The organism is Gilliamella intestini (assembly GCF_900094935.1).
GTDB lineage: Bacteria > Pseudomonadota > Gammaproteobacteria > Enterobacterales > Orbaceae > Gilliamella > Gilliamella intestini.
This window is the reverse complement of sequence record NZ_FMBA01000031.1, coordinates 1-25,181: the sequence shown is the minus strand read 5'-3', so window position 1 is coordinate 25,181 and position 25,181 is coordinate 1. Positions and strand designations below refer to the sequence as shown.

Sequence of the window (25,181 nt, the reverse complement as noted above, 5' to 3'; positions counted from 1 at the left end):
TATTATGGCATCACCGCGATTATTACTGTTTTGGCCTGCCAATACCTGCGCGCTGCATAAAAACGACAATAGTAATACGAGTGATATCGCAAAAACGAGCAATGACCTAGATAATAACTTGAAAATCAGCAATATCCTTGACGGTAATTGTACCGATAACGCCAGCGATTCTATGGGCTTGGGTGATAAAAATAAGAGCTGAGTATGGTTTCGGCTATGATAAAACTGAAGTAGATTTAGGGCATAAGACTGGCAGTGTTTGGTGTTTGGTGTTTGGTGTTTGGTAATATGATAGTACATAATATTCCACCTGTCAAATAATTATTTGTTTTATTTTGTTTTTTTATAATTGTACGCTCATTTAATGAGCTCTCCCCTTGTTAAAGGAGGACTAAATTGTAATCGCTTAAACACTAAAAAAACAGTTTTTTATTAATTTTTTGTAAGTAGTTGTAAAGAGATGTGTTTTAGTTAAAAAACGTTAAATAAAAACTTTAATAAAATAAATGTCTTTTCTCGCAGTTTTTATTGGGAATAGTTAAGGCGTTTAAATAAGCTACCGCTGTTGCGGTAGCTAACTGCAACAGCATAGCCCTGATTCCATATTTCAGCTCATTAGCAGAACTATCGCTTGATGCTTAAAGCGGGCGGTGTGCGGCGTTTTGGGCCAATTAATTGCGATGGCGAAGCGCATTTAAAAAAGATGGGATCAGTCAATATCATTTTGCCGTTTAAACGAATTAAGGTTGTCGAGTGACCAATCCACCAAATCCTATTATCAGGTAAGCTAAGATCTATTGGTTCAGACCATGATTGATTAAAAGCGTAATAACCTGCTTTAGGTGGTAAGACTCTATGCGCTAAACGCCAACGTATAAATTCGCTTATTTTAATTTTAAACGAGCCATCGTACCTAAGGCCTTTAGCGGTTTGGCGTATTTTTTTAGTCGTTGGATCTTGTTTAAGGTTTGTTATTGTTATTGCCTTTTTAACCAGCTAGTTGTTTTAATTTGCCGTACGTTCAATCAGCACCGCAACATTATTAGCATTAGCAATTGCGCTCGGTTTAGAGACTTTGACTTTTAGCCATTGCACCGCAAATTTTTGTATGATTAATTTGGCAACGTTTTCAGCTACCGATTCGATCAATTCAAATTGGTTTGATTCAATAAATTGAGTGATAGCTTGGCTAACTAGAAAGTAATCTAAACAAAGTGAAACATTATCACTTTCGCCTGCGGGCTTATTGTCCCATGCTATTTCGAGATCAAGGATCAGTTTTTGTTTGATGGTCTTTTCCCACTCGTAAACACCTATAGTGGTTAAAACCGTTAACCCTTCAATTAATACCCTATCGTTGCTATATGTATTCATGCTAGCTTCCCAAAGCTTAGTTTATTTAAATAGAGATTACCGAATCTTAGTAAATTACGCTATAATTTATTGCAATATATTTTAAGACTAGCAATTATGACACGAATTTTTCAGCCATTTACAATTACCCAAAATAGTATTATTACGTTAGATGATAACGCCTTTAATCATCTTATTCGCGTTTTACGAATGAAAGTCGGCGAAAATATTATTTTATTTGATGGTTCGAATCAAATCACTCCTGCCGTTATCCTTGAAATCAATAAAAAAACAGTTACAGTTAAAACAGCATTAACAATAACTGATGACCGTGAATCACCTTTAAACATTCATTTAGGACAAGTTATTTCTCGTGGTGAGAAAATGGAATTTACAATTCAAAAATCGGTTGAATTAGGTGTAACAAGTATTACTCCCCTACTCTCTGAACGTTGCGGTGTGAAACTCGATGCAGAAAGATTAGATAAAAAAGTTCAACAATGGCAAAAAATTGTGATTTCTGCTTGTGAACAATGCGGTCGAAACGTGATTCCAGTTATTCATCCAGTTATGAAGTTAGAAAGTTGGTGTGCTAGTTTGACTGAAGGCTTAAAACTCAATCTACACCCCAAAGCTGAATATGGTATTAAACAGTTAACTAATACGCATAAACAAATTTACTTACTAATTGGACCTGAAGGTGGTTTATCTGATAATGAAATTAGCATGACACATAACTATCATTTTTCTGACATTTTACTCGGCCCTAGAGTGTTGCGAACAGAAACTGCAGCATTAACGGCTCTCACCGCCTTACAAGTACATTTAGGCGATCTTGGATAAATATATCTTATACAAATGATAAGTAATGATTGCTTTGCAACTGAACTTCTAACGAGTATGATAACAACAAATATTAAATTTTAATTTGGGTATTATGATTAAAAAACTGTTAAAAAGTTTCAGGAATACCCATGTTTCAGTACAAACAATTTTATAAAGACAAAATAGATAAGGAGTCATCATGATAAAGCTGGGCATAGTAATGGATCCAATTAGTGATATCAAAATAAAAAAAGACACCAGTTTTGCCATGTTACTTGAGGCGCAAAAAAGGGGTTATGAACTTTTTTATATTGAAATGAATGACCTTTTTCTAGATACTGGCGAAGCTTATGCCACAACTCGCTCTTTGACGGTTTATAACGATAAAGATCATTGGTTTGAACTTGGGCAAGAACAGACAATTCCACTCAGTGACCTTGACACAATTTTGATGCGTAAAGACCCACCTTTCGATACTGAATATATCTATGCTACATATATTCTAGAGCGTGCCGAAGCTAAAGGTGTGTTGGTTATCAATAAACCACAAAGCCTACGCGATTGTAATGAAAAGCTTTTTACCGCTTGGTTTGCCGAGTTTACGCCAAAAACCTTGGTTACACGTCAAACACAGCATATCAAAGCTTTTCATGAACAACACCATGATATCATTTTAAAACCACTTGATGGCATGGGCGGATCGTCTATTTTTCGAATCAAACAAGATGATCCCAATGTTTCAGTGATTATTGAAACGTTAACCGAACATAACACACGTTATTGTATGGCTCAAAACTTTATTCCTGCCATTAAAGACGGTGACAAACGTGTATTAGTGGTTGATGGTGAACCTGTACCTTATTGTTTAGCTCGAATTCCACAAAAAGGCGAAACACGTGGCAACCTTGCTGCAGGCGGCCATGGCGAAGTTAGAGCATTAAGCGAAAGCGATTGGCACATTGCTAAAAGCATCGCCCCCGTTTTAAAAGAAAAGGGCTTACTGTTTGTAGGACTTGATATTATTGGTGATAAGTTAACCGAAATTAACGTCACCAGTCCAACTTGTGTTCGTGAAATTGAAGCAGCTAATCCTGACCTTTCAATCACTGGCATGTTAATGAATGCAATCGAACATCGATTAAATAAGAAGAGTTAAATCATGATTAGAGAATATAAACTTGAGGATTTAGACAGCGTAATGGAAATATGGTTGCAAGGTAATTTGCAAGCGCATGATTTTATTAACCCTGAATTTTTTAAACAAAATTATGATTTAGTAAAAATGCTAATTCCAATGTCTAGATTATATGTACAAGATCTTAACGGCATAAAAGGTTTTATTGGTTTAACAGAAAACTATATTTCTGGGCTGTTTGTTGATCAAAATTATCGTCACCAAGGCATCGGTAAAGCATTAGTCAATAAAGCAAAACAGCGCCATAATGAACTGTTAGTACATGTTTATAAAAAAAATGTTGCGGCCATTGATTTTTATCTTTCTCAAAATTTTGAGATTGTTTCAGAATCGATCAATGAAGAAACCAACGAACCAGAATTATTAATGCGCTGTCATATTGAGCATAATGTTAAAATTGGCAAATGTGCATTATAAAAATTACCTAAATGTGAGCTTATGAATTTAAAAGATCATTTTATTATTGCTATGCCAACATTGGATGACTCGTTCTTTAGTCGTTCAGTTATTTATATTTGTGAACACAATCGTGATGGTGCCATGGGCATTATGATTAATAAACCGATTGTTGATCTTAATGTTGCAACCGTTCTTACACGGTTAGAAATTACTTCCCCAAAAAGTTGCGCTGAATTAGAACATCCCGTATTTTGTGGCGGCCCACTTGCTGAAGAGCAAGGGTTTATTCTACACACGCCTCAACAAGGATTTGCTTCTAGTATTCAGATTTCTGATGATGTAATGATCACCACATCGCTCGATGCACTCAAATCAATTGGCTCCCCAGAGCAACCCCAAAATATCTTCTTATCTTTAGGTTATTCAAGCTGGCAATCATTGCAACTTGAAAGTGAAATTGCCCGTAATGATTGGTTAGTGGTTGATGCCGATCCTCAAATTATTTATGAAGTTGCCATTGATGAACGTTGGCAAAAAGCCGCACAATCACTTGGGGTTAATATGAATACTATTTCACACCAAATGGGAAATGCATGACCCATGGCAACCATTATCGCATTTGATTTTGGCACTGCCAGTATTGGAGCGGCTATTGGACAAGATATAACTAAAACAGCCAATCCTTTATGCTCGTTTAAAGCCCGCGATGGTATTCCTAACTGGCAATCTATCGAAAAGGTATTAAATGAATGGAAACCCGATTTTTTAATAGTTGGATTACCCTTAAATATGGATGGTACAGAACAACCATTAACAGCCCGAGCTCGTAAATTTGCTAATCGTTTGCATGGCAGATTTGGTTATCAAGTCCATTTGCAAGATGAGCGCTTATCAACTGTTGAGGCTAAATCTCATATTTTTGAATCTCGTGGTTTTCGTGCACTGAAAAAAGGTCATGTAGATGCTACATCGGCAATCATCATTTTAGAAAGTTGGTTTGAAAATAATTAGTAATTTTATTTAATTGGTTATTTTGTCAATAATTAATCGCCATTAAATTTCATCCTTGCTAAAATAGCATCAACTTTTTATTGTAAGGACTACTTACCGTGTCAAACAACAATTCTCTTAGTTATAAAGATGCTGGTGTCGATATTGATGCTGGCAATGAACTTGTTAATCGTATTAAATCTGTTGTTAAAGAAACCAAACGACCTGAGGTTATGGGTGGACTGGGTGGCTTTGGTGCACTGTGTGCTATTCCACAAAAATATAAAGAACCTATTTTAGTATCAGGTACCGATGGTGTCGGGACTAAATTACGTCTAGCAATGGATTTAAATCGCCACGAATCAATCGGCATCGATTTAGTAGCAATGTGTGTTAACGATCTGATTGTACAAGGTGCTGAACCTTTATTCTTCCTTGATTATTATGCCACCGGCAAACTTGATGTCGATGTAGCAGCTACTGTAGTTACAGGCATTGCAGAGGGTTGTAAGCAATCAGGTTGTGCCTTAGTTGGCGGTGAAACAGCTGAAATGCCAGGTATGTATCATGGTAATGACTATGATTTAGCAGGATTTTGCGTTGGTGTAGTTGAAAAATCAGCCATGATCGACGGTAGCAAAGTACAAGATGGTGATGCATTAATTGCATTAGCATCAAACGGTGCTCATTCTAATGGTTATTCATTAGTGCGTAAAATTATTGAAGTCAGTGGCGTAAATGCTGCTACCGAACAATTAAATGGCAAACCACTTGCTGATCATTTACTTGCACCAACTAAGATCTATGTTAAGCCTGTTCTTGATCTTATCGCTCAAGTTGATGTACACGCCATTGCCCATATTACAGGCGGCGGATTTTGGGAAAATATTCCTCGTGTTCTACCAGATAATACACAAGCCGTTATTAACGAAGCAAGCTGGCAATGGCCCGAGATATTTAATTGGCTACAAAAAGCAGGTAATGTCAGCCGTCATGAAATGTACCGCACCTTTAACTGTGGTGTTGGCTTAATCATCGCTTTACCGAAACAATCAGCCGATAAGGCCATTAACTTGCTAAATAATCATGGTGAAAAGGCATGGTTATTAGGTAAAATTAAACATTCAACGTCAAATGACCGTGTTATTATTAAGTAGTAAGTATTCTATTTTAGATATTATTCAACTTTAGATAAGTTGGATAATATCTTTTTTAGCCTACTACAAAGTTTATTGATTCAAAAAATCACCAATAGCATAACTAACTAGATACCATTGCTCTGTTTTTTCAATCATCAGCTTTCGTCTATCCTGTAACCCAAAAATTCAACGCATTTTACTTCAAAATTAATGTAAAATAGCTCAAAGCAATCTAAGTTTTTGATACAATAATATAAAATATTATAACAAAGTAATGTCATAACACTATAAAATAAAAGGTTTTTTAATGATCATATCAGACGCTAATAGTGCGGTATCATCCGTCGCTTATCGGGCAAACGAAGTCATTGCTATTTACCCAATCACACCAAGCTCAACCATGGCCGAGCAAGCTAGTACTTGGGCTGAGTTTAATAAACCAAATGTCTTTGGCGATACACCAAGAGTGATTGAAATGCAGTCCGAAGCAGGTGCAATTTCAACCGTTCATGGTTCATTAATAACTGGAGCACTAGCGACCTCATTCACCTCATCGCAAGGTTTGCTATTGATGATTCCTTCGCTATATAAAATTGCCGGTGAACTCACCCCTTTTGTTTTGCATGTAGCCGCGCGTACCGTTGCAACGCATGCGCTTTCAATTTTTGGCGATCATTCCGATGTGATGGCAATTAGGCAAACGGGTTTTGCAATGCTTTGTTCTAGTTCAGTGCAAGAAGCGCAGGATTTTGCCTTAATTTCGCAAATGGCCAGCTTTAATAGCCTTGTTCCCTTTGTCCATTTTTTTGATGGATTTAGAACCTCACATGAAGTTAATAAAATCTATCCAATAAGTGATGACCAAATCCGTAATTTATTACCACACGAAGCGATTAAAGCCTTTCGCTCACGAGCATTAACGCCTGATAAACCAGTAACTCGAGGTACATCTGCTAATCCTGATACATACTTTCAATGTCGAGAAGCGATAAATACTTATTATGATAATGTTTATCAACATGTTGTTGATGCTATGGATGCTTTTGCAGCAGAAACAGGCCGAAAGTATCAACCTTTTGAATATTATGGTGCTAGTGATGCTGAGCATATTATTGTAGCTATGGGATCGGGTGCGAGCACCACCAAAGAAGTAGTCGATGTTTTGCTTAAACAAAACGAAAAAGTCGGGGTTGTGATTGTTAGGCTATTCCGCCCATTTTCAGCCAATCACCTGCTCGAAGTTATTCCAAGTACTGTTAATAAAATTGCTGTGCTTGATAGAACTAAAGAGCCAGGAGCCCAAGCCGAACCGCTTTATTTAGATATTATGACCGCATTTGCTGAAAGTCTATCGCGCAAAGAACGCACAACTATGCCACTTATTATAGGTGGGCGTTATGGGTTATCATCTAAAGAGTTTGATCCTAAGTGTGTACTTGCCATTTTTACTGAACTTGGATTAGATAAACCCAAACCACGTTTTACCGTTGGTATTTATGATGATATAACTGGGCTTTCTTTACCTTTACCAGACCAATCTATACCACAAAAATCGGCTCTTGAAGCGCTATTTTATGGGCTTGGTAGTGATGGCACGGTATCGGCAACCAAAAATAATATTAAAATTATTGGTGATAATTCTCCTTTTTATGTACAAGGCTATTTTGTCTATGACTCTAAAAAGGCTGGAGGTTTGACGACTTCACACTTACGCGTCAGCTTAGATCCAATTGATTCACCCTATTTAATTACTAGTGCACACTTTATTGGATGCCACCAAGATCAGTTTATTGATAAATACCAAATTGTTAATAAGTTAAAAGACGATGGCATCTTTTTGCTTAATACACCATACAGCAAAGATGAAGTTTGGCATAGGCTTCCAAAAGAAGTGCAAGTGCAATTAATACAAAAACGCGCACACTTTTACATTATAAATGCGGCAAAAATAGCTCGTGAATGTAATTTAGGGGCAAGAATTAATACCGTTATGCAGGCGGCATTTTTTCACCTTGCTGAAATTTTTAAAAATGATTTTAGTATTACCCAATTAAAAGAAGTCATTGCCAAAAGTTACAGTAGTAAAGGGCAAGATTTGGTTGAAAATAACTGGAAAGCGCTCGACTTAGCTATAGCTTCACTTGAACAAATACCACTTAGCTGTGTTGACCAAAGCAGTGCAACTATGCCGCCTATTGTACCTGCTAACGCGCCTGATTTTGTTAAAACAGTCACTGCTGCAATGTTAGCTGGTTTAGGCGATAACTTGCCTGTATCAGCATTTCCACCCGATGGAACTTGGCCTATAGGTACAACTAAGTGGGAAAAACGTAACATTGCTGAAGCGATCCCAATTTGGCAACCTGAACTCTGTACCCAATGTAATCATTGTGCAGTTGCTTGTCCTCATGCGGCTATTCGCGCTAAAGTTGTTGATCCTGATGAAATGATCAATGCGCCTGATTCATTAAGCTCACTTGAAGTAAAAGCTCGTGATATGAAGGGACAACGATATGTTTTACAAGTTGCACCAGAAGATTGTACTGGCTGTAATTTATGTGTCGAAGTGTGCCCAGCTCGTGATCGTAATAATTTTGAAATTAAAGCCATTAACATGCAATCACGTATCGATAATCTTGAGACTCAACGCACTAACTTTGAGTACTTTACTGCATTGCCTGATCGTGATATCAGCACGCTTGAACGCATTGATGTGCGCACATCACAATTACTTACACCGCTATTTGAATATTCGGGTGCTTGCGCAGGTTGTGGCGAAACACCATACATCAAATTGTTGACCCAACTTTATGGTGACCATTTAGCCATTGCAAATGCTACAGGATGTTCCTCAATTTATGGTGGCAACCTCCCATCATCTCCTTACACTACTGATCGAAATGGTCGTGGTCCAGCTTGGGCAAATTCGTTATTTGAAGATAATGCAGAGTTTGCATTAGGATATCGTATTACTTATAACCAACATAAAAAACGGGCGTTACGTTTGCTTGATTGTGTTGCTGGCGACATTTCGCCCGAAATAGTCATCGCCTTAAAATCATCAGAAACCTCTATGGCTGAAAAGCGTCAACAAGTCGAGCTATTACGTGAGCAGCTTGCACACTTAGATTCTGTGCAAGCACAAGAGTTGATGATAGATGCAAATTATTTGGTAGATAAATCAGTTTGGGCTATTGGTGGCGATGGTTGGGCTTACGATATTGGATTCGGCGGACTTGATCATGTTATGAGCTTAACTGATAACGTAAATATATTGGTATTAGACACTCAGTGTTACTCTAATACGGGAGGTCAACAATCAAAAGCTACGCCGATGGGTGCGGTATCAAAATTTGCCGATTTAGGTAAGCATAAAGCACGTAAAGATCTTGGTGTTAGTGTAATGATGTACGGTCATGTATATGTAGCACAAATTGCGTTAGGTTCGCAACTAAATCAAACACTTAAAGCATTACAAGAAGCCGAAGCATATGATGGACCATCTTTAGTCATTGCTTATAGCCCTTGTGAGGAACATGGCTATGATCTGGCTAAATCGCATGAACAAATGAAAGATCTAGTTAAATCAGGATTCTGGCCATTGTATCGTTACGATCCACGCCGTATGGCAGAAGGCAAACCAGGATTAGTGCTAGATTCAAAAGCACCAAACAGTGAGTCATTAACGGGTATCTTACTAAAAGAACAGCGTTTCCGTCGTTTAGAAACACTTGAACCTGTAATTGCAAATACCTTGCATCAACGTTCAACAAAAATAGCAGATTCTAAATATAAATTCTTACAGATACTGGCAAGCTATTCGGATATTGAAACACCAGCAGATAGCTAACAATAGCTATACATGGTAATTACAAACCATTATAAAGGGCTGTTATTAATAGCAGTCCTTTTTTATTACCGCATTTGAGCAATAAATCATCAGAATTGTGCATGTTCAGATCACTATAGCTCACATAACAACCAAATATCACTAACTTTATATTATTAAGTACTATATAAATAAATTATCTAATGATCATTAAAAACTTGGTATTATTTTTGCATGATTAATAATTGACCATATAAAAATTAATTAAATGGGAGGTGAATCATGATATCCAATTTAAATGTCAGTAGAAGAAAATTAATCACATTTTCCAGTGCGGCAATTGCAGGGCTATCTATTAATCAATTATTATCTAAAGCTCATGCAATAGAAGCGCAGAACTCGGTTTCATTCTCTCTACCTATGCTTGAAAATGTAGCAATACCAGATGTTAACAATCCAGTAAGGCTCAACTTTAACGAAAATGCGCTTGGTATGTCACCACGTGCAAAACAAGCTGCAATTGATGCTGTACCAAAAGCTAATCGCTATGCCAAAGCCGAAATGCCATTGCTTAACAAACGATTAGCTAAACATCATAAAGTTGATGATACTCAAATTTTATTAACTGCTGGATCTTCAGAAGGTATTCGTAGTGCTATTGCTGCATTTGTTAAGCCAAATACTCAATTAGTCATTCCAGAGCTTACTTATGGTGATGGAGAACATTTTGCAAAGATCTTTAATTTAAAAATTACTAAAGTACCAAGTTTGCCAGATTGGCAGATCGATATAAAAGGCATACAAAAAGCTGCTGAAGATTATAATGGATTTTCAATTGTTTATTTGGTTAATCCAAATAACCCTACTTCGACTGTTTTTGCAACAAGTGAAATTGAATCTTGGATAAAAAGCAAGCCTAAAAATACTATTTTTATTGTTGACGAAGCCTATGCTGAATTTGTTAATGATCCTGCATTTGAATCAGTTGATAAATTAATTACACAAGGTTATGACAATGTTATATTGCTTAAAACATTCTCAAAAATCCATGCTATGGCAGGATTACGAGTGGGGTATGTGGTCAGCTCAGTTGAAAACATTAAAAATATAGCTCAATATATCGCTGGTGAAAAACTTAACTATTGTGGTGTTTGTGCAGCTCTTGCATCAATTGATGATCAACCATTTTTAACATACTCTAAAAAAGCAGTTGATGTTTCAAGGCAAATTATGGAAAAAGCATTGTCTGACCTAGGATTGCATTATTTAAAATCACAAACTAATTTTATGTTTCACAAAAGTCCAATTGATTTAAAAGATTATCGAGAACTAATGAAAAATAATTTTATATTAATTGGTAGAGATTTCAATCCTGCAACAAATTGGTGTCGAATATCGCTAGGTTCGCCGAGTGAGATGCTTTATGTGGCAAAGGTGATGCGTGAATTAAAAGAAAAAGGAAAAATTTAGTAATAACTACTTCTGTTTTAAATCTGTTGTAAATAAGATATTATAAATAAAAATAAAATTCTTTAAATTAGCTAATATTTAAAGAATTTTATTTTTATTATGATTCATGAAATTAACTTATTTATTAAAATAAAGGTGAAAAGGAATAATCTAGCTACCCATAACACGACGCGTCATCCAATAATGTTTCTTCCAATAACTGTCATTTAAATTTGAATAAGTTACACCTTTTGACGTTGAAGCATGTAAGAATTTGCCATTGGCATAATAAATACCAACATGTAAACCGCTTGCTCCTCGACCTGTTTTAAAAAATACTAAATCACCAGCTTTAGGTGTGTTCACTTTAACACCTAATTTAGCTTGTTCTGCAGCACTTCTTGGCAAATTTTTTGAAAATTTGTTTTTGAAAAAGTTCATTACCAAAGCTGAACAATCACTACCGGCTAAAGTCGTTCCACCATAACGATATGGCGTGTTTCGCCATTTTTTATAGTGGGATTCTATTTTAGTTAACATAGCTCGGTTAGATTTAGTATTTTTAACAGAAACTTGGCTTTGGGTAGTACTACAACCAAATAACATAAAAGCAGAAAAAATCAATGTAATTATTAAAAAATGTCTTTTTATATTAATGCAATTGCTGAGCGACATTCCTAATAGTCGATTGTCTTTTTTTGTCATTTCTTTTGGTTCCTTTATTTAACGTCGACCAATTCGGATAACGTCTTGCTATCTTTAAACTTTTAGGTAAAACACCTTTTTCCCATTCAGTTTTATCTAATTTAGACAATCTAACTGGGCTCGTATCCGCATGGCTGCGATGATTTAAACTTTCTTTAAGACGGATTAATCGCAAAGAAAGAAAACAAATAATAACATCATCAACACTTAATTTTCTATATCCAGAAAGCTGATACCGCATTCTAGAACCATAATGTTTTGCAGTTTGCATTAAACTACCAACTGCTGCACCAATTAACGCAGCTGAACCTAGTGAGATCCCACCAGTCGCTAAATCGATACTAGCTCCAATTGTCGCACCCTGAACAAAGCCTTTAGTCATATGAATACCCATCATTTTTAGAGCATCAATATTAAAAAGGTCGGCATTATAGCGACCCTTTATTAAAGGCAAACTCTCTTCACTTTCTTGAGTTGAATCGAATTGATACAATTTTAATAATTCATTGATCGCTGTTTGTTCTCGATTTCTAATTTTATTTTGCATATCAGTGATCGCTTGATTATCTTCTAATTTAGCCATTTCATAAAAAGCGGCAATATCAACAAGAGTTTCAGCAATAATCTGATTAGCGGTTTGATTACGAGAATCACGAATTTGTGCGATTTTATCTAGCCAGTTATCTAATATCTTTTTAGCAGGCTCAACCAATAAAGCAAGGCTATGGTACAAACGCTCCTCACCATCCAACGGAGGAAATATAGCGTCGAACCGAATAATAGCATGAATACCAATACGTGACAGTAATATTTTCCATTCATTTTCATTTTGGTAGTTATCAGCAGTAAAATTTAAAACTGCTAATATGGGTTTATCACTATTGGCTAAAATGGCTAATTCATCATGATACTTAGCCAATACAGGTTCACGCACATCTATCACATAGATAGCTGCATCACTATTTAACAATTGCCGGATAACTTTAGCCTCTTGATTAAATATGTTTTCAGACTCAGGACTTTGTAAAAAAAGTGTTAATTTATCAATACCATCAAGTTTTGCATTAGTAGGAACTAGTTGGTTAATATAATCATAAAGCGCTAAACTGTCTTCTAATCCTGGAGTATCATAAAAAACTATCGATTCATTATGCTCAAGTGACAATGTTATTGATTCAACATGTCTTGTAGTACCAGGGCTATCAGATACATTTCCAAAATGGCTATTACGAATTAAGGTACGTAATAAAGATGTTTTGCCGACATTTGCATGACCAACCACAGCTAATTTTAATGTTGATAGCATTTTAGAGAGCCTCGCTTAACCAGTCAGGTTGAGCCAACTGTAAAGATAATGATTGCCAATTATGATACTGTTTACCTTGATTAATAAACCAAATACGAGTCTGCTGAGATTTATTAATCAGTTGATTAATAAAATTCAATACTCCCCTATCTGGTGCTCGATCGGTATCAACCGCAATTAATAATTTTTTAGCTGGCGCTAATTGCAAATAATCTAGAATATTATTGCGCTGTTCACGGGTATTTAAAAAACCTAAAAATGACACAGATTCAGGGTAATGCCAACTTTCTTGCACATCGATGGCAACCAAAAAATTACCTTCACCAGCTTCAATTGAATGTGTTGAAAAATGCCATTGGTAACTACTGCGACCTAATTTATCAGCATCCTCAACATTAACAAGCAATGGCTGCAGCTGATTGGCTAATATCTGATAATCAGGATGAGAAATATTTAGCTGAATTCGGTGACAACTAATAAGCCAATTAACACCACAAAACACCATACACAAAAACCGTAGCATTAATCCATAAACAATAAATACACCTAACAGCCAAATAGCCCATGATGATCGAATTTCACCAGCACTTAATGCATGTTCACTTAGCTTAATAACCTCATCTTTAGGAATCTCAAAACCAAGAAATGATGGCAAATAACCTAAATAATGAGTTAAACCTATAATCGTATCAGAACTAAGCAAAGTAGTTTGCCATTCAAAACTATAATTCTTGGTTGAAAATAACACAACTAAAACTAATAATGCACAACTTAAAATCACAGTCCAAAACAGGTTAAGCACAAATCCAATAAGCCAACGAATACGAGAGCCAAATAGCTCAACAAATGCAGGAATCAGTTGTTGCACTGTCTTTTTTTGAGAAAGCTTTTTAGCTAACCACAGCCAGCAATGAATCAATAAACTACCACCCAAATTAGCAAAGAGAAAAAATGAGCAAAGCCAAATCGATAATGTAATTAGATGCACACCTAATAAACTAAAAAGCGCCCAATACAAATTAATTGGGTTTTGGCTTAACACCCCTAATGCTAAAGAACCACCTAAAAATACAGATAACAACAGCAATAATACAAAAGACAATTTTACAGACTGTATTAGTATTTTTTGCGAAGAATATAGCCCGTTTTGTTTAGACAACATAGTTGCTCGCATCACAATTCGATCTGTGAGCGATATTTGTTCTGCTCTTACTTGTCGGTTAATATCTTGGTCAGCAAACCGTCCAGATTCGCTTTCAATTAAATGGATTGTTTGAGTCAACCAGAGGGATTTTAGCTTTTGTCGCATTAGACTTAATCTTCACCATTATAACCAATAAACTATAAAACAAACGCGACAAAAGTCGCGTCAAAAGTCGCGTCAAAAAGTCGAATCAATTATTGTGTAATTTCACTAATTTTACTTAATAATGTTTGAATTCGTTGTTGCCATATTTGTTGATCTTGTTTTAGTTTTTCGTTTTCATCACGTAATGCTTTCATTTCATCAGAACTATCATTAATCAGTTGCTCCAACTCTTGATTACCTTGTTTTAAAGTAGCAATCTCTTGTTGTAATGTGGCGATAGTATTAACGGTATGTTGGATTTTATTTTCCAATTGATTCAATATTTCTAATGACATATTTTTCCTCAAGCTCTATTTATTTGGTGTATAATATTAACTATTATACCGAATTCATTCTAAAATCAACACTATTTTAAACTTTAAGTTGGAGAAAATTATGCGTAAACCACTTGTTATGGGAAACTGGAAGCTCAATGGTAGTAAAGATATGGCTAAAAGCCTAGTTGCAGGGCTACGAAGCGAACTATCAAATAACACAGCTTGCAATGTAGCAATTGCACCACCAGTTGTTTATCTTGATTTTGTAAAACATCAATTAGATGGATCTAATATCATTTTGGGTGCACAAGATGTTGGCGTAAATCTTTCTGGTGCTTATACTGGAGAAGTATCCGTTGAAATGTTAAAAGATATTGGCGTAACTCACGTTATTATTGGACATTCTGAACGTCGTACTTATCACAAAGAATCAGACGAATTTATTGCTAAAAAATTTGGTGTAATTAAAGAAGCTGGCCTAGTACCTGTATTATGTATTGGCGAAACCGAAGCAGAAAACGAAGCAGGTCAAACACAAGCCGTTTGTGCTCGTCAAATTGATGCTGTGATCAAAGCGCTTGGCGTTCAAGCATTTAATGGTGCGGTTATTGCTTATGAACCAGTTTGGGCAATAGGTACTGGCAAATCAGCAACGCCTGCGCAAGCACAAGCTGTTCATAAATTTATTCGTGATCATATTGCTAAGCAAGATGCAAAAGTAGCGCAGCAAGTCATCATCCAATATGGTGGTTCTGTTAACGATAAAAACGCAGCAGAGCTCTTTACTCAACCAGATATTGATGGCGCATTAGTAGGTGGAGCTTCATTGAAAGCGGATGCTTTTGCAACAATTGTTAAAGCAGCAGAACAAGCTAAAAAATAAATCGTAATATAGTAGATAATAAAAAGACGCTTAATAACATAGCGTCTTTTTATTATTAAATTAATATTATTTTTGGTTTTTTAGCCGGTAACGCGAAGGCCAAATTTTTTCAACAGGGACTTTTAAATATTCAGAAATAATTCGCTCATACTTAGGGCAATGTCGATATAAAGCATTTCTTAAAGTATCAGCCTGCAATCCACTATCTCTCGACAATGCTCTTAGACTTCCGCCTCTTATTTTAATTTCACCTACTACTCTAGATGGTGTCCAGTCTTGATCTTGTTCTCTCATTATGAGATCCTCTATTAGTTAGATTCGTGCTATTATAAAGATTATCGGTATCAAAATATTAAAGAAATAATAATAAACCGTTATAGCAAAGAATAACACATAAAATGACGAATTAAAACAATAAAAACGAAAAACACTAAAAATGGAATAGAAAATGATAGAAAACAAAGTAAAAAAACAAGATGAAACGGAAAAAACACGAACCTTAACTAATACAGGAGTTATTAACTTTAGAAATAGATTAAATCTTGTGTTAGAAGGCATATCAGGGAATGCTTTTGCCAAAAAAGTGGGCATGTCAGAAGCGGTAATAAGAGATTATTTATCGGGCAAAACTTACCCTGCACTAAATAGACTAGCCATTATTGCACAAAAGTGCGATGTACCTATTGAATGGTTAGTAACAGGAAAAGGAGAGTGCCGCTTATTGCCTGAATCTGCAAATCGGGGAGTGGTACATATTCCATTTCATCATTTAAACGAAACTAATAAATCTTATTCTCAAATTGAGTCAATCCCATTTGATATTACCTTAATAAAGCATCATGGCAGCAACCACGAAGACTTAATTGCACTATGGGCCAAAGGCGATAGCATGGAACCTACGATATCAAATCATGATATTATTATTATTAACAAAGCATATAACAAACCCATTGATGGCTATTTGTATGCAGTTGAATATGAAGATCAAATTAGTATCAAACGTATACAAAACCAAGGTGCTAATTTGGCATTACTTTGTGATAATTCGAGGTATCCAGCCATTATTGGTGATAAGTATGGAGCACAAGAATTTAACATTATTGGATTAGTTGTATACCTTCTAAAAGATTTTAACTGATTCCATTTATTCTCTAAATAATACAGCTTTAAAAGTTTTGACTGATAAAACTGCATTATTCCTAGTGGTTTTTGTTTTTTTCTGCGAAAGTGACATGCCATAAAATGTTAAAAATTTTCAGTGAATTATACGATTTAGTATAAAGTTAAAATAAAAATTAAATTAACATGATGATTGCTATCAGTATAACTTTATGTTTTTTTCCTTCGGTTATGCTAAAATTAATACCAAGTTTTTTTATTAATTTTACCTATTAATATAGCTATTATGTCAAATATAAACACTCAAAAAAAAGTCGTTGTCGGTATGTCTGGTGGTGTCGATTCATCTGTGTCTGCTTATTTATTACAACAGCAAGGATACGATGTTGTTGGGTTATTCATGAAAAATTGGGAAGAGGACGACACAGAAGATTATTGCTCAGCCGCCGTTGACTTGGCCGATGCGCAAGCAGTTTGTGACAAATTAAATATAAAATTACATACAGTTAATTTTGCTGCCGAATATTGGGACAACGTATTTGAACATTTTTTATCTGAATATAAAGCAGGCCGAACGCCAAATCCTGATATTTTATGTAATAAAGAAATAAAATTTAAAGCTTTTTTAGAATATGCGGCCGAAGATCTTGGCGCAGACTTTATTGCCACCGGGCATTACGTCCGTAAACGCGAAACAAACGGAAAAGTTGAATTATTGCGAGGTATAGACACCAACAAAGATCAAAGTTACTTTCTTTATACTTTGAGTGAAACACAAGTAAGCCAAAGCCTATTTCCTATTGGTGAGCTTGAAAAACCACAAGTGCGAAAAATTGCACAACAGCTTGGTTTAGCAACCGCAGCTAAAAAAGACTCAACAGGCATCTGCTTTATTGGTGAACGTAAATTTAGTGACTTTTTAGCACGATATTTACCCGCTCAAGCAGGTAACATTCGTACCGTTGATGGTGAAATTATCGGCCAGCATCAAGGCTTGATGTATCATACATTAGGACAACGTAAAGGATTGGGTATTGGTGGTTTAAAACAGGCCAATGACACACCATGGTATGTGGTTGACAAAGATTTGACTAATAACGAATTAATTGTAGCACAAGGTCATGATCACCCTACACTATTTTCAAACGGATTAATCGCTCAACAACTACATTGGGTTGACCGTAAAGTAGTAACAGAGCCATTTAGCTGCACAGTAAAAACACGCTATCGTCAACATGATATAGCTTGCCAAGTGATGCCATTAGCAGATGACAAAATCAAAGTCATATTTGATAATCCCGTTGCGGCTGTTACGCCTGGCCAATCCGCAGTCTTTTATCAAAACGAGGTTTGCTTAGGTGGTGGCATTATTGAAGAACAAATAAAAAGCTGTAAGGAGTACTAAATTGAATAATAAATACCATCATATTGCCATTGCCCTTGCTGGTGCGACACAAAGTGCTATATTAGTACCCCAATTAGCTAATACCGGTGTTTGTAGTGCTACTCTTTATGAACAAGCAATAAAAAGTATATTTAAAACCTCGCCAAAAACAACGGACGATGTTTATGATGGTATTAAAAATGTTAAAACAGGGTTACAAACGCTAATACAACTATTATCGTCAGGACAAAAAGAACAAACTCAAATTATTCGTTACTTGTTTGGCGCTCTTAGTATTACAAGTAAATTATTAAAAAATAAAGACGCATTAGATAAGATAGACCAACGATTAAAACGCATTTCAGGACTTTATTCTGATATGAGTGAGCAAACCGTTAGCATCAATGTTGATGATCTGTCCTATTCATTAGCCGGAATTTATTCTGATATCATCAGCCCAATATCAACAAAAATAAAAGTTATTGGCAAAATCGAATTTTTACAAAACACATTGGTACAAGCAAAAGTAAGAACAGCTCTTTTGGGATGTGTTCGATCGGCTATTTTATGGTACCAAGTTGGTGGAAATCGTTTTCAGTTTCTTTTTTGCCGTAAACGCATTTGCAAAGCAGCACAAGAACTATTAGACCAAATTAATTGCGCAAACTAATTTGCACTTTATAACTGATATTTCAAATATTGTAACGGAGTAAAACCGATGGAATTATCTGCACTCACTGCCCTTTCGCCAATTGACGGGCGTTATGGTGACAAAACCACAGAATTACGCACTATTTTTAGCGAATATGGTTTATTAAAATACCGTGTTCAAGTCGAGGTTAGTTGGTTAAAAAAATTAGCTTTACAAGCAGATATTTTAGAGGTTCCAACATTAAGTCAATCAGCTATTAATCATCTTAATCAAATTGTAGAGCAATTTAGTGAGCAAGATGCAAATCGTATTAAAGAAATCGAAAAAACCACTAATCACGATGTTAAAGCTGTAGAATATTTTTTAAAAGAAAAAGTTAGCACTCACGAAGAATTACACGCCATTAATGAGTTTATCCATTTTGCTTGCACATCAGAAGACATTAACAACTTATCTTATGCATTAATGCTAAAAACAGCTAGAGAAACTGTCTTAGTGCCATATTGGAATAAACTCATTGATAAAATCACCTCACAAGCTATCGCTTATCGTGATTTACCACTACTATCAAGAACACATGGTCAACCTGCTACTCCATCAACCATAGGTAAAGAGTTTGCTAATGTAGCTTACCGCTTAAAGCGCCAATTACAACAACTAAAATCGGTTGAAATACTAGGTAAGATTAATGGCGCAACGGGAAATTATAATGCACATATGGTTGCTTATCCGCAAGTGAACTGGCATAAATTTAGTGAAGATTTTGTTAGCTCGCTAGGACTAAAATGGAATCCTTATACCACCCAAATTGAACCGCATGACTATATTGCCGAATTCTTTGATTGTGTAGCACGCTTTAATACCATAATGATAGACTTTGATCGAGATATTTGGGGATATATTTCACTAAATCACTTTAAACAAAAAACTGTTGCTGGCGAGATCGGATCTTCAACTATGCCACATAAAGTTAATCCTATCGACTTCGAAAATTCAGAAGGCAACTTAGGGATTGCCAACGCAATAATGAACCATTTAGGTAGCAAATTACCTATTTCCCGCTGGCAACGTGATTTAACCGATTCTACAGTGTTGCGTAATCTAGGTGTAGGTATTGGTTATGCCATTATAGCTTATCAATCAACCCTAAAAGGATTAAACAAACTCGAAGTCAACCAAGACCACTTACTTGAAGAACTTAATCGCAACTGGGAAGTATTAGCCGAGCCAATTCAAACAGTAATGCGCCGTTATGGTATCGAAAAACCTTACGAAAAATTAAAAGAATTAACTCGAGGCAAACGAGTTGATGCAAAAGGTATGCAAGAATTTATTGACTCATTAGATCTGCCCGAAACAGAAAAAACACGATTAAAACAATTAACACCAGCTAACTATATTGGTTATGCAGTTAGTTTTGTTGATAATTTAGATTAATCACTTAAATTCAATTAGCCAGATACATTTTACACTCTATCTGGCTATATTAATTTTTAATTGATTGTATTAACTAAATCGATATACAAATTGTGTAATAAAAATAAATCATTTAAGCAAAAATAAAACGGAAAACCCCATTGAACATTCGCATTGCAACACGAAAAAGTCCTTTAGCGCTATGGCAAGCTAATTTTGTTAAGCAACAACTGCTAGCAGCTCACCCCAATTTAACTGTGGAGTTAATTCCCATGGTCACTAAAGGTGACATATTGCTGGATAGTCCCTTATCAAAAATTGGTGGTAAAGGGCTGTTTGTTAAACAGCTTGAACAAGCCATATTGAATAACGAAGCCGATATTGCAGTTCATTCAATAAAAGATATTCCTACTGAGTTTCCAAAGGGACTAACACTAGCTACCATTTGCAAGCGAGGCGATGTTCGTGATGCATTTATTTCAAATAAATATTCAAGCATAGATGAGCTTCCCGATGATGCCGTTATTGGAACATCAAGTCTACGACGCCAATGCCAGTTAAGAGCTAAATATCCACACCTACAAATTAAAGATCTTCGAGGCAATATAGGTACTCGCCTAGCTAAACTTGATGATCAAGAATATGATGCAATCATTTTAGCTTCTGTTGGTTTAAAACGCCTAAAATTAGAAAATAGAATAAAACAATATATTGATACGGTCTTAATTTTACCTGCTGTTGGTCAAGGTGCAATTGGAATTGAAACTCGAACAGATGATAAAAAAATATTAGAGATTCTTTCAGTACTCGATGATAAAAATAGCCGAATTTGTATTCAAGCAGAAAGAGCAATGAACAAAGCCTTACAAGGTGGTTGCCAAGTGCCTATTGCCTGTTATAGCCAACTATGCAATGATATTTTAACTTTACAAGGATTTGTTGGGAGTGTTGATGGAATGCAAATAATTAAAACTCAATTACAAGGCCCTGCAAGCCAAGCAGAACAATTGGGGCACAATCTAGCAATACAACTATTAAGCCTAGGCGCTGATAAAATATTACAGGAATTAAATTGCAAATGATTTATGTAACAAGACCCTCGCCAGAAGGTGAGGAGCTAGCTAAACAATTAAACCTTGCCAATTTATCAGCAACTCACCTTCCTTTATTTGATATTTTACCCGGAGCTGAACTGGTTGATTTAGAGCAACAACTTAATCACCTCTTGCCGTCAGATATTGTAATTGCACTATCGCCACAAGTTATTCACTCCATCAAAATTCATTTGCCAAATTTATCCTTTCCAGCAAATAGACACTATTTTGCAATTGGTAAAAAAACAGCAGAATTATTAAGCAAACTAACCACAACCAGAGTTAATTATCCTAAACAAGAAAATAGTGAAGGTTTATTAGGCTTGCTAAAAAGTACAATACTAACACATCGTACTGTCCTCATTTTACGGGGTAATTCAGGAAGAAATTTATTGACTAACACATTAATAACCCAACAAGCTCAGGTCAAAATACTAGAATGCTATTACCGCAAACCAATAACCTATTGTGACAATATTTTAGCTAACAATATAAAAAATCAAATCATTATTATTACCAGTGTTGAACACTTAATGCGACTTGAAATTTATTGTCAAATACAACACAAACAACAAGCAAAACTCATTGTTACTAGTGGACGAATTTTTAAAAAAGCACAACAGTTAAATTGGCAAAACATTTTGCAAATAGCTGGAGCAAATAATCAAATTTTATTTAAAACAATGCTAACTCTATGTCATAATGCCAACATCAATTTCGAATAAATCTAAATGAGGTTATTTTATGCCGTTAAAATATTATGGTGCCAATGCAACACTTTCAACAATAAGCACAACTTCATTTAGTCAACCAACAATAACAGTGATTGAAAATGAAGCGAATGAAATTATGAAAAAAGATAAAAAAGAGCAAACAACCACTCAACAAAGTCCTGCAATAGAATCGAAAGCTCAAACCCAAAACATTAATAGTAGTAACCGCAATAACACAGGCAAAGCAACAGTTTCAAAATTATCGATAATAGCTATAGTATTAACCGCTTGCTTAGGTGGTCTCGGTTTTTATTATGGCCAACAGCAATTTGCAAAACAGCAAAAGACTATTTCAACATTACAAACGGAACTGGCCAATTTAAAACAAACAACCAAGCAGAGCATCACAAATGATTTACACGATAGTATAGATGATGCTGTTAACAAACAAAATCAGCAGTTCAGCAAATTAGAACAGCGAGTAGAACGTCAACTCGGTGATCAGCAAAAAGTACAACAACAATTAAGCTATCAAGTAAATGACACCTTAAAGCTAAACGAAAAAAGTTTACAAAACATCAACGAACGTTTAGCCGCTATGTCAACCACAGATCATAAAGTCTGGTTGATTTCACAAGCAAATTATTTAGTTCATTTAGCAGGGCGTAAAATTTGGAATGACCAAGATTACACATCAGCACGACTATTACTTAAAAGTGCCAACGAAAGCCTAGTTCAAGCTGATGACCCTAGCCTATTACCAGCACGTCAAGCAATTAGTAAAGATATAAACTCACTTGCTCAAGTCAGTTTTGTTGATACAGATGGTATTATTATTAATTTAATTGGGCTATCAGATGCCCTTACCGAATTACCTTTAGTTGGCAATTATCAAGAAATTGACCTTGGTATGACACAATATAACGAAGACTCAGCCAATAAAAATGATACCCAAGCAGTTCAAGTCGAAAACATTAACACAGATAACAATCAACAAGAGCATACAAAAGAAGTAACATCGTCAGTCAGCGACTGGTCTAGCAATTTATTAAGTAGTGCAAAGACTTTTATGGATAAATTTATCACCATTGAAAAGCTCGATAATAAAGATAACAACTTCAAAGAATGCTTACAACAAGCAGGTCAAGATGAAAAACAAATCGTCCACTGCCAAATATTAAAAACGCCATTGAGCATAGAACAATCGCTTTACCTGCGTGAAAACATCCGTTTTCGTCTATTAATTGCCGCACAAGCAGTGCCAAGACATCAAGACTTAATTTACCAACGCGCACTTAGTGACGCTGCAACTTGGGTTAATGCTTATTTTGATGGTAACGCACCAAGTGTTAAAGCATTTATTAATGAGCTTGATAATTTACAAAATCAGTCAATCAGCAATCAAAATGTGCCTGAAAACCTAACTAGTATCAGCGAACTTGAAAAACTAATGCAAACTCGCGTTCGTTCAATGTTGGCAAAATAGGAGAATAATCATGATAAAAATATTAATTATTTTCTTAGCGCTAGTAGGTGGATTTTTCCTTGGTCCGTTATTACAAGGCCATCAAGGCTCAGCAGTATTTGAATTTGTAAATTACCGTGTCAGCATGTCATTTAATTCATTTATGATAATTGAATTAATTGGCCTGCTTTGCCTTTATTTAATTTATTGTATTTTCAATAAAATATTTAACTCTAAAACAGCCCTAGGAAACTGGTTACGTTTAAAATCACCTAAAAAATCGATAAAACGCCTTGAACAAGCACAAATTTTATTATTAGAGGGTAATTATCAGCGAGCAGCAAAACTCTTTACAAAAAGTGCTAAAGGGGCAAAAAACACCACGTTATCGTATTTACTTGCTGCACAAACACAAATTGACAACAATGAATTAATTCAAGCCAACCAATCGTTAGAACAAGCGGCTAGAACCTGTCAATCTAAAGAGATGTTTGCCTTTCAATTAGTACAAATTCGATTACAACTAAAAAACCATGAATACGCAGCTGCACGTATTGTGCTAGAGCAACTACTAAACGAAAAACCGCGTAACGTTGAAGTACTCCGATTAGCCGATCAACTTTATTACGAAACTGGCGATTACCAAGCTGTTATCGATCTATTACCAGCAATGTATAAAGCTAAAGCTTATAATGAATCGCAATTAGATCAATTTAAACAAGTAGCTTATATTGCCCGAATCAAACAATTATCGACCGATAGTGATGCTCAAGCATTGACAAAATGGTGGCATTCTCAACCACGGGCTATATTGAACAATATGACATATCAAAAAGCGATGGCAACCTATCTTACTCAAATAGGCCAAAATAGCGAAGCTGAAAAACTATTAAAATCGATTAGTAAACTCGAACAAAAAGAAAGAACTTAATAAAACTATAAAAAACAGGGCAATGCTCTGTCATATTAATGACAAAGAACTCGCTTTTTGGCGGGTTCATTGATCTAATAGAGAGGAGTCCATTATTAAAAGTAACTCTTCTATGCTAAAAAAAACAACTCCAGCGACACCAGAAAAAATAGAGCAAATCTCGTTAGATGCGCTTGTCCCTCAAAATCACCTTGTTCGTAAAATAGCTAAAGTCATTGTGGAATGGCAACACATTTTCAAACAAAAAAATTAAGGGGTAAGTGTTTTTTAAATTCAACATGAGGCAAGTAGCCTAACGAAGAATGTAATGGTTTATGATTATTGTAGCAAATCAAACTTAATCTGATATATTGTAGTAGCTCAAACTTAATCTGACAGACACATATTACTCATCAGCTTTCATTTTAACAAAATGCGTGTCCGATGAGCAAAATAAATTCTCCAATTGCTTTTCCTTAACCAACCCCTTTGCATCATTCCATGTTTGCCATGGTGTCTTCCCATAACAATATTTTCCAGAATGCGCTCTTTCTCGATTGTAAAATTCAAGCCATTGTTCAATATCGTTTTGTATTTCACTCAATTGCGTGTAAATCTTACGTCGAAATAAAATATCATAACATTCTGTTTTCATCGTCTTATGGAATCGCTCACAAATACCGTTAGTTTGTGGGCTGTAGGCTTTGGTCTTGGTGTGTTCAATATCTT

General features: G+C 35.4%; 26 protein-coding genes. 19 read left to right on the top strand and 7 right to left on the bottom strand.

Annotated features, from left to right (window positions below; translation table 11 throughout):
• The coding region (locus tag GA0061080_RS12780; RefSeq protein WP_209435784.1) for a hypothetical protein at nucleotides 1-202 on the top strand (202 nt) is incomplete at its 5' end.
• A gap of 803 nt (nucleotides 203-1,005) precedes the next feature.
• Here GA0061080_RS12780 and folB read toward each other — a convergent pair.
• Nucleotides 1,006-1,374 (bottom strand): dihydroneopterin aldolase, encoded by a 369-nt coding sequence (gene folB, locus GA0061080_RS08615; RefSeq protein ID WP_091124192.1) that lies wholly within the window; start codon nucleotides 1,372-1,374, stop codon nucleotides 1,006-1,008.
• A gap of 96 nt (nucleotides 1,375-1,470) precedes the next feature.
• On the opposite strand from folB, the gene rsmE reads away from it, so the two are divergent.
• The 8 genes from rsmE (at nucleotide 1,471) to GA0061080_RS08575 (ending at nucleotide 11,200) form a co-directional block, all read left to right on the top strand.
• The gene (rsmE, locus tag GA0061080_RS08610; RefSeq protein ID WP_091124189.1) at nucleotides 1,471-2,196 is read left to right on the top strand and encodes a 16S rRNA (uracil(1498)-N(3))-methyltransferase; all 726 of its coding nucleotides are present in this window, start codon (nucleotides 1,471-1,473) and stop codon (nucleotides 2,194-2,196) included.
• A gap of 181 nt (nucleotides 2,197-2,377) precedes the next feature.
• On the top strand, nucleotides 2,378-3,334 hold the full coding sequence (gene gshB / locus GA0061080_RS08605) for a glutathione synthase (protein WP_091124185.1): 957 nt from the start codon (nucleotides 2,378-2,380) through the stop codon (nucleotides 3,332-3,334).
• 3 nt (nucleotides 3,335-3,337) lie between these two features.
• Nucleotides 3,338-3,790 carry a GNAT family N-acetyltransferase gene (locus tag GA0061080_RS08600; RefSeq protein ID WP_091124181.1) on the top strand — a complete coding sequence of 151 codons (453 nt, stop codon included), beginning with the start codon at nucleotides 3,338-3,340 and terminating at the stop codon, nucleotides 3,788-3,790.
• A 21-nt stretch (nucleotides 3,791-3,811) separates the two neighbouring features.
• Nucleotides 3,812-4,369, top strand: a complete 558-nt coding sequence (locus GA0061080_RS08595; protein WP_091124177.1) for a YqgE/AlgH family protein — start codon at nucleotides 3,812-3,814, stop codon at nucleotides 4,367-4,369.
• 3 nt (nucleotides 4,370-4,372) lie between these two features.
• Nucleotides 4,373-4,783: a Holliday junction resolvase RuvX gene (gene ruvX / locus GA0061080_RS08590; RefSeq protein ID WP_091124173.1), complete on the top strand. Its 411-nt coding sequence runs from the start codon at nucleotides 4,373-4,375 to the stop codon at nucleotides 4,781-4,783.
• Nucleotides 4,784-4,881: 98 nt separating this feature from the next.
• Nucleotides 4,882-5,919, top strand: a complete 1,038-nt coding sequence (purM, locus tag GA0061080_RS08585) for a phosphoribosylformylglycinamidine cyclo-ligase (RefSeq protein ID WP_091124169.1) — start codon at nucleotides 4,882-4,884, stop codon at nucleotides 5,917-5,919.
• Between the two features lie 289 nt (nucleotides 5,920-6,208).
• Nucleotides 6,209-9,751: a pyruvate:ferredoxin (flavodoxin) oxidoreductase gene (gene nifJ, locus GA0061080_RS08580; protein ID WP_091124165.1), complete on the top strand. Its 3,543-nt coding sequence runs from the start codon at nucleotides 6,209-6,211 to the stop codon at nucleotides 9,749-9,751.
• A gap of 261 nt (nucleotides 9,752-10,012) precedes the next feature.
• Nucleotides 10,013-11,200 carry a pyridoxal phosphate-dependent aminotransferase gene (locus GA0061080_RS08575; protein ID WP_091124162.1) on the top strand — a complete coding sequence of 396 codons (1,188 nt, stop codon included), beginning with the start codon at nucleotides 10,013-10,015 and terminating at the stop codon, nucleotides 11,198-11,200.
• A 150-nt stretch (nucleotides 11,201-11,350) separates the two neighbouring features.
• Here GA0061080_RS08575 and GA0061080_RS08570 read toward each other — a convergent pair whose 3' ends face one another.
• The 4 genes from GA0061080_RS08570 to zapB all read right to left on the bottom strand — a co-directional run bounded on the left by GA0061080_RS08570 (nucleotide 11,351) and on the right by zapB (nucleotide 14,834).
• The gene (locus GA0061080_RS08570) at nucleotides 11,351-11,884 is read right to left on the bottom strand and encodes a C40 family peptidase (protein ID WP_091124158.1); all 534 of its coding nucleotides are present in this window, start codon (nucleotides 11,882-11,884) and stop codon (nucleotides 11,351-11,353) included.
• Nucleotides 11,832-13,190, bottom strand: coding sequence for a GTPase/DUF3482 domain-containing protein (locus tag GA0061080_RS08565; protein ID WP_091124155.1), 1,359 nt, complete (start codon nucleotides 13,188-13,190; stop codon nucleotides 11,832-11,834). The genes GA0061080_RS08570 and GA0061080_RS08565 overlap by 53 nt, the downstream gene beginning before the upstream one ends.
• 1 nt (nucleotide 13,191) lies before the next feature.
• Nucleotides 13,192-14,499: a DUF2868 domain-containing protein gene (locus tag GA0061080_RS08560; RefSeq protein ID WP_091124151.1), complete on the bottom strand. Its 1,308-nt coding sequence runs from the start codon at nucleotides 14,497-14,499 to the stop codon at nucleotides 13,192-13,194.
• 89 nt (nucleotides 14,500-14,588) lie between these two features.
• Nucleotides 14,589-14,834 carry a cell division protein ZapB gene (gene zapB, locus GA0061080_RS08555; protein ID WP_065637076.1) on the bottom strand — a complete coding sequence of 82 codons (246 nt, stop codon included), beginning with the start codon at nucleotides 14,832-14,834 and terminating at the stop codon, nucleotides 14,589-14,591.
• A 100-nt stretch (nucleotides 14,835-14,934) separates the two neighbouring features.
• On the opposite strand from zapB, the gene tpiA reads away from it, so the two are divergent.
• Complete coding sequence (tpiA, locus tag GA0061080_RS08550; protein ID WP_091124148.1) at nucleotides 14,935-15,699, top strand: triose-phosphate isomerase; 765 nt, start codon at nucleotides 14,935-14,937, stop codon at nucleotides 15,697-15,699.
• 66 nt (nucleotides 15,700-15,765) lie between these two features.
• Here the strand turns inward: tpiA and GA0061080_RS08545 are convergent, their stop codons facing one another.
• Nucleotides 15,766-15,993 carry a helix-turn-helix domain-containing protein gene (locus GA0061080_RS08545; RefSeq protein WP_065637078.1) on the bottom strand — a complete coding sequence of 76 codons (228 nt, stop codon included), beginning with the start codon at nucleotides 15,991-15,993 and terminating at the stop codon, nucleotides 15,766-15,768.
• A gap of 154 nt (nucleotides 15,994-16,147) precedes the next feature.
• Between GA0061080_RS08545 and GA0061080_RS08540 the strand changes: the two genes are divergently transcribed.
• The 9 genes from GA0061080_RS08540 (at nucleotide 16,148) to GA0061080_RS12585 (ending at nucleotide 24,726) form a co-directional block, all read left to right on the top strand.
• Nucleotides 16,148-16,837 carry a LexA family transcriptional regulator gene (locus GA0061080_RS08540; protein WP_091124144.1) on the top strand — a complete coding sequence of 230 codons (690 nt, stop codon included), beginning with the start codon at nucleotides 16,148-16,150 and terminating at the stop codon, nucleotides 16,835-16,837.
• Nucleotides 16,838-17,104: 267 nt separating this feature from the next.
• Nucleotides 17,105-18,223 carry a tRNA 2-thiouridine(34) synthase MnmA gene (gene mnmA / locus GA0061080_RS08535; protein WP_091124141.1) on the top strand — a complete coding sequence of 373 codons (1,119 nt, stop codon included), beginning with the start codon at nucleotides 17,105-17,107 and terminating at the stop codon, nucleotides 18,221-18,223.
• A 1-nt stretch (nucleotide 18,224) separates the two neighbouring features.
• Entirely contained in the window at nucleotides 18,225-18,872 is a 648-nt protein-coding gene (gene hflD, locus GA0061080_RS08530) for a high frequency lysogenization protein HflD (RefSeq protein ID WP_091124137.1), read from the top strand.
• A gap of 48 nt (nucleotides 18,873-18,920) precedes the next feature.
• A complete protein-coding gene (gene purB, locus GA0061080_RS08525; protein ID WP_091124103.1) occupies nucleotides 18,921-20,291 on the top strand; it encodes an adenylosuccinate lyase in 1,371 nt (456 codons plus the stop codon).
• 140 nt (nucleotides 20,292-20,431) lie between these two features.
• Complete coding sequence (hemC, locus tag GA0061080_RS08520; RefSeq protein ID WP_209435783.1) at nucleotides 20,432-21,352, top strand: hydroxymethylbilane synthase; 921 nt, start codon at nucleotides 20,432-20,434, stop codon at nucleotides 21,350-21,352.
• On the top strand, nucleotides 21,349-22,089 hold the full coding sequence (locus tag GA0061080_RS08515) for a uroporphyrinogen-III synthase (RefSeq protein WP_091124095.1): 741 nt from the start codon (nucleotides 21,349-21,351) through the stop codon (nucleotides 22,087-22,089). Before hemC ends, GA0061080_RS08515 begins: the two co-directional genes overlap by 4 nt.
• A 19-nt stretch (nucleotides 22,090-22,108) precedes the next feature.
• Nucleotides 22,109-23,563 (top strand): uroporphyrinogen-III C-methyltransferase, encoded by a 1,455-nt coding sequence (locus tag GA0061080_RS08510; RefSeq protein ID WP_091124090.1) that lies wholly within the window; start codon nucleotides 22,109-22,111, stop codon nucleotides 23,561-23,563.
• Between the two features lie 10 nt (nucleotides 23,564-23,573).
• Nucleotides 23,574-24,473, top strand: a complete 900-nt coding sequence (locus GA0061080_RS08505; RefSeq protein ID WP_091124086.1) for a heme biosynthesis HemY N-terminal domain-containing protein — start codon at nucleotides 23,574-23,576, stop codon at nucleotides 24,471-24,473.
• 112 nt (nucleotides 24,474-24,585) lie between these two features.
• On the top strand, nucleotides 24,586-24,726 hold the full coding sequence (locus GA0061080_RS12585) for a hypothetical protein (RefSeq protein WP_167349210.1): 141 nt from the start codon (nucleotides 24,586-24,588) through the stop codon (nucleotides 24,724-24,726).
• Between the two features lie 132 nt (nucleotides 24,727-24,858).
• Here the strand turns inward: GA0061080_RS12585 and GA0061080_RS08500 are convergent.
• Nucleotides 24,859-25,181, bottom strand: a 323-nt coding sequence (locus GA0061080_RS08500) for an integrase core domain-containing protein (RefSeq protein WP_141683110.1), incomplete at its 5' end; no start/stop codon positions are given.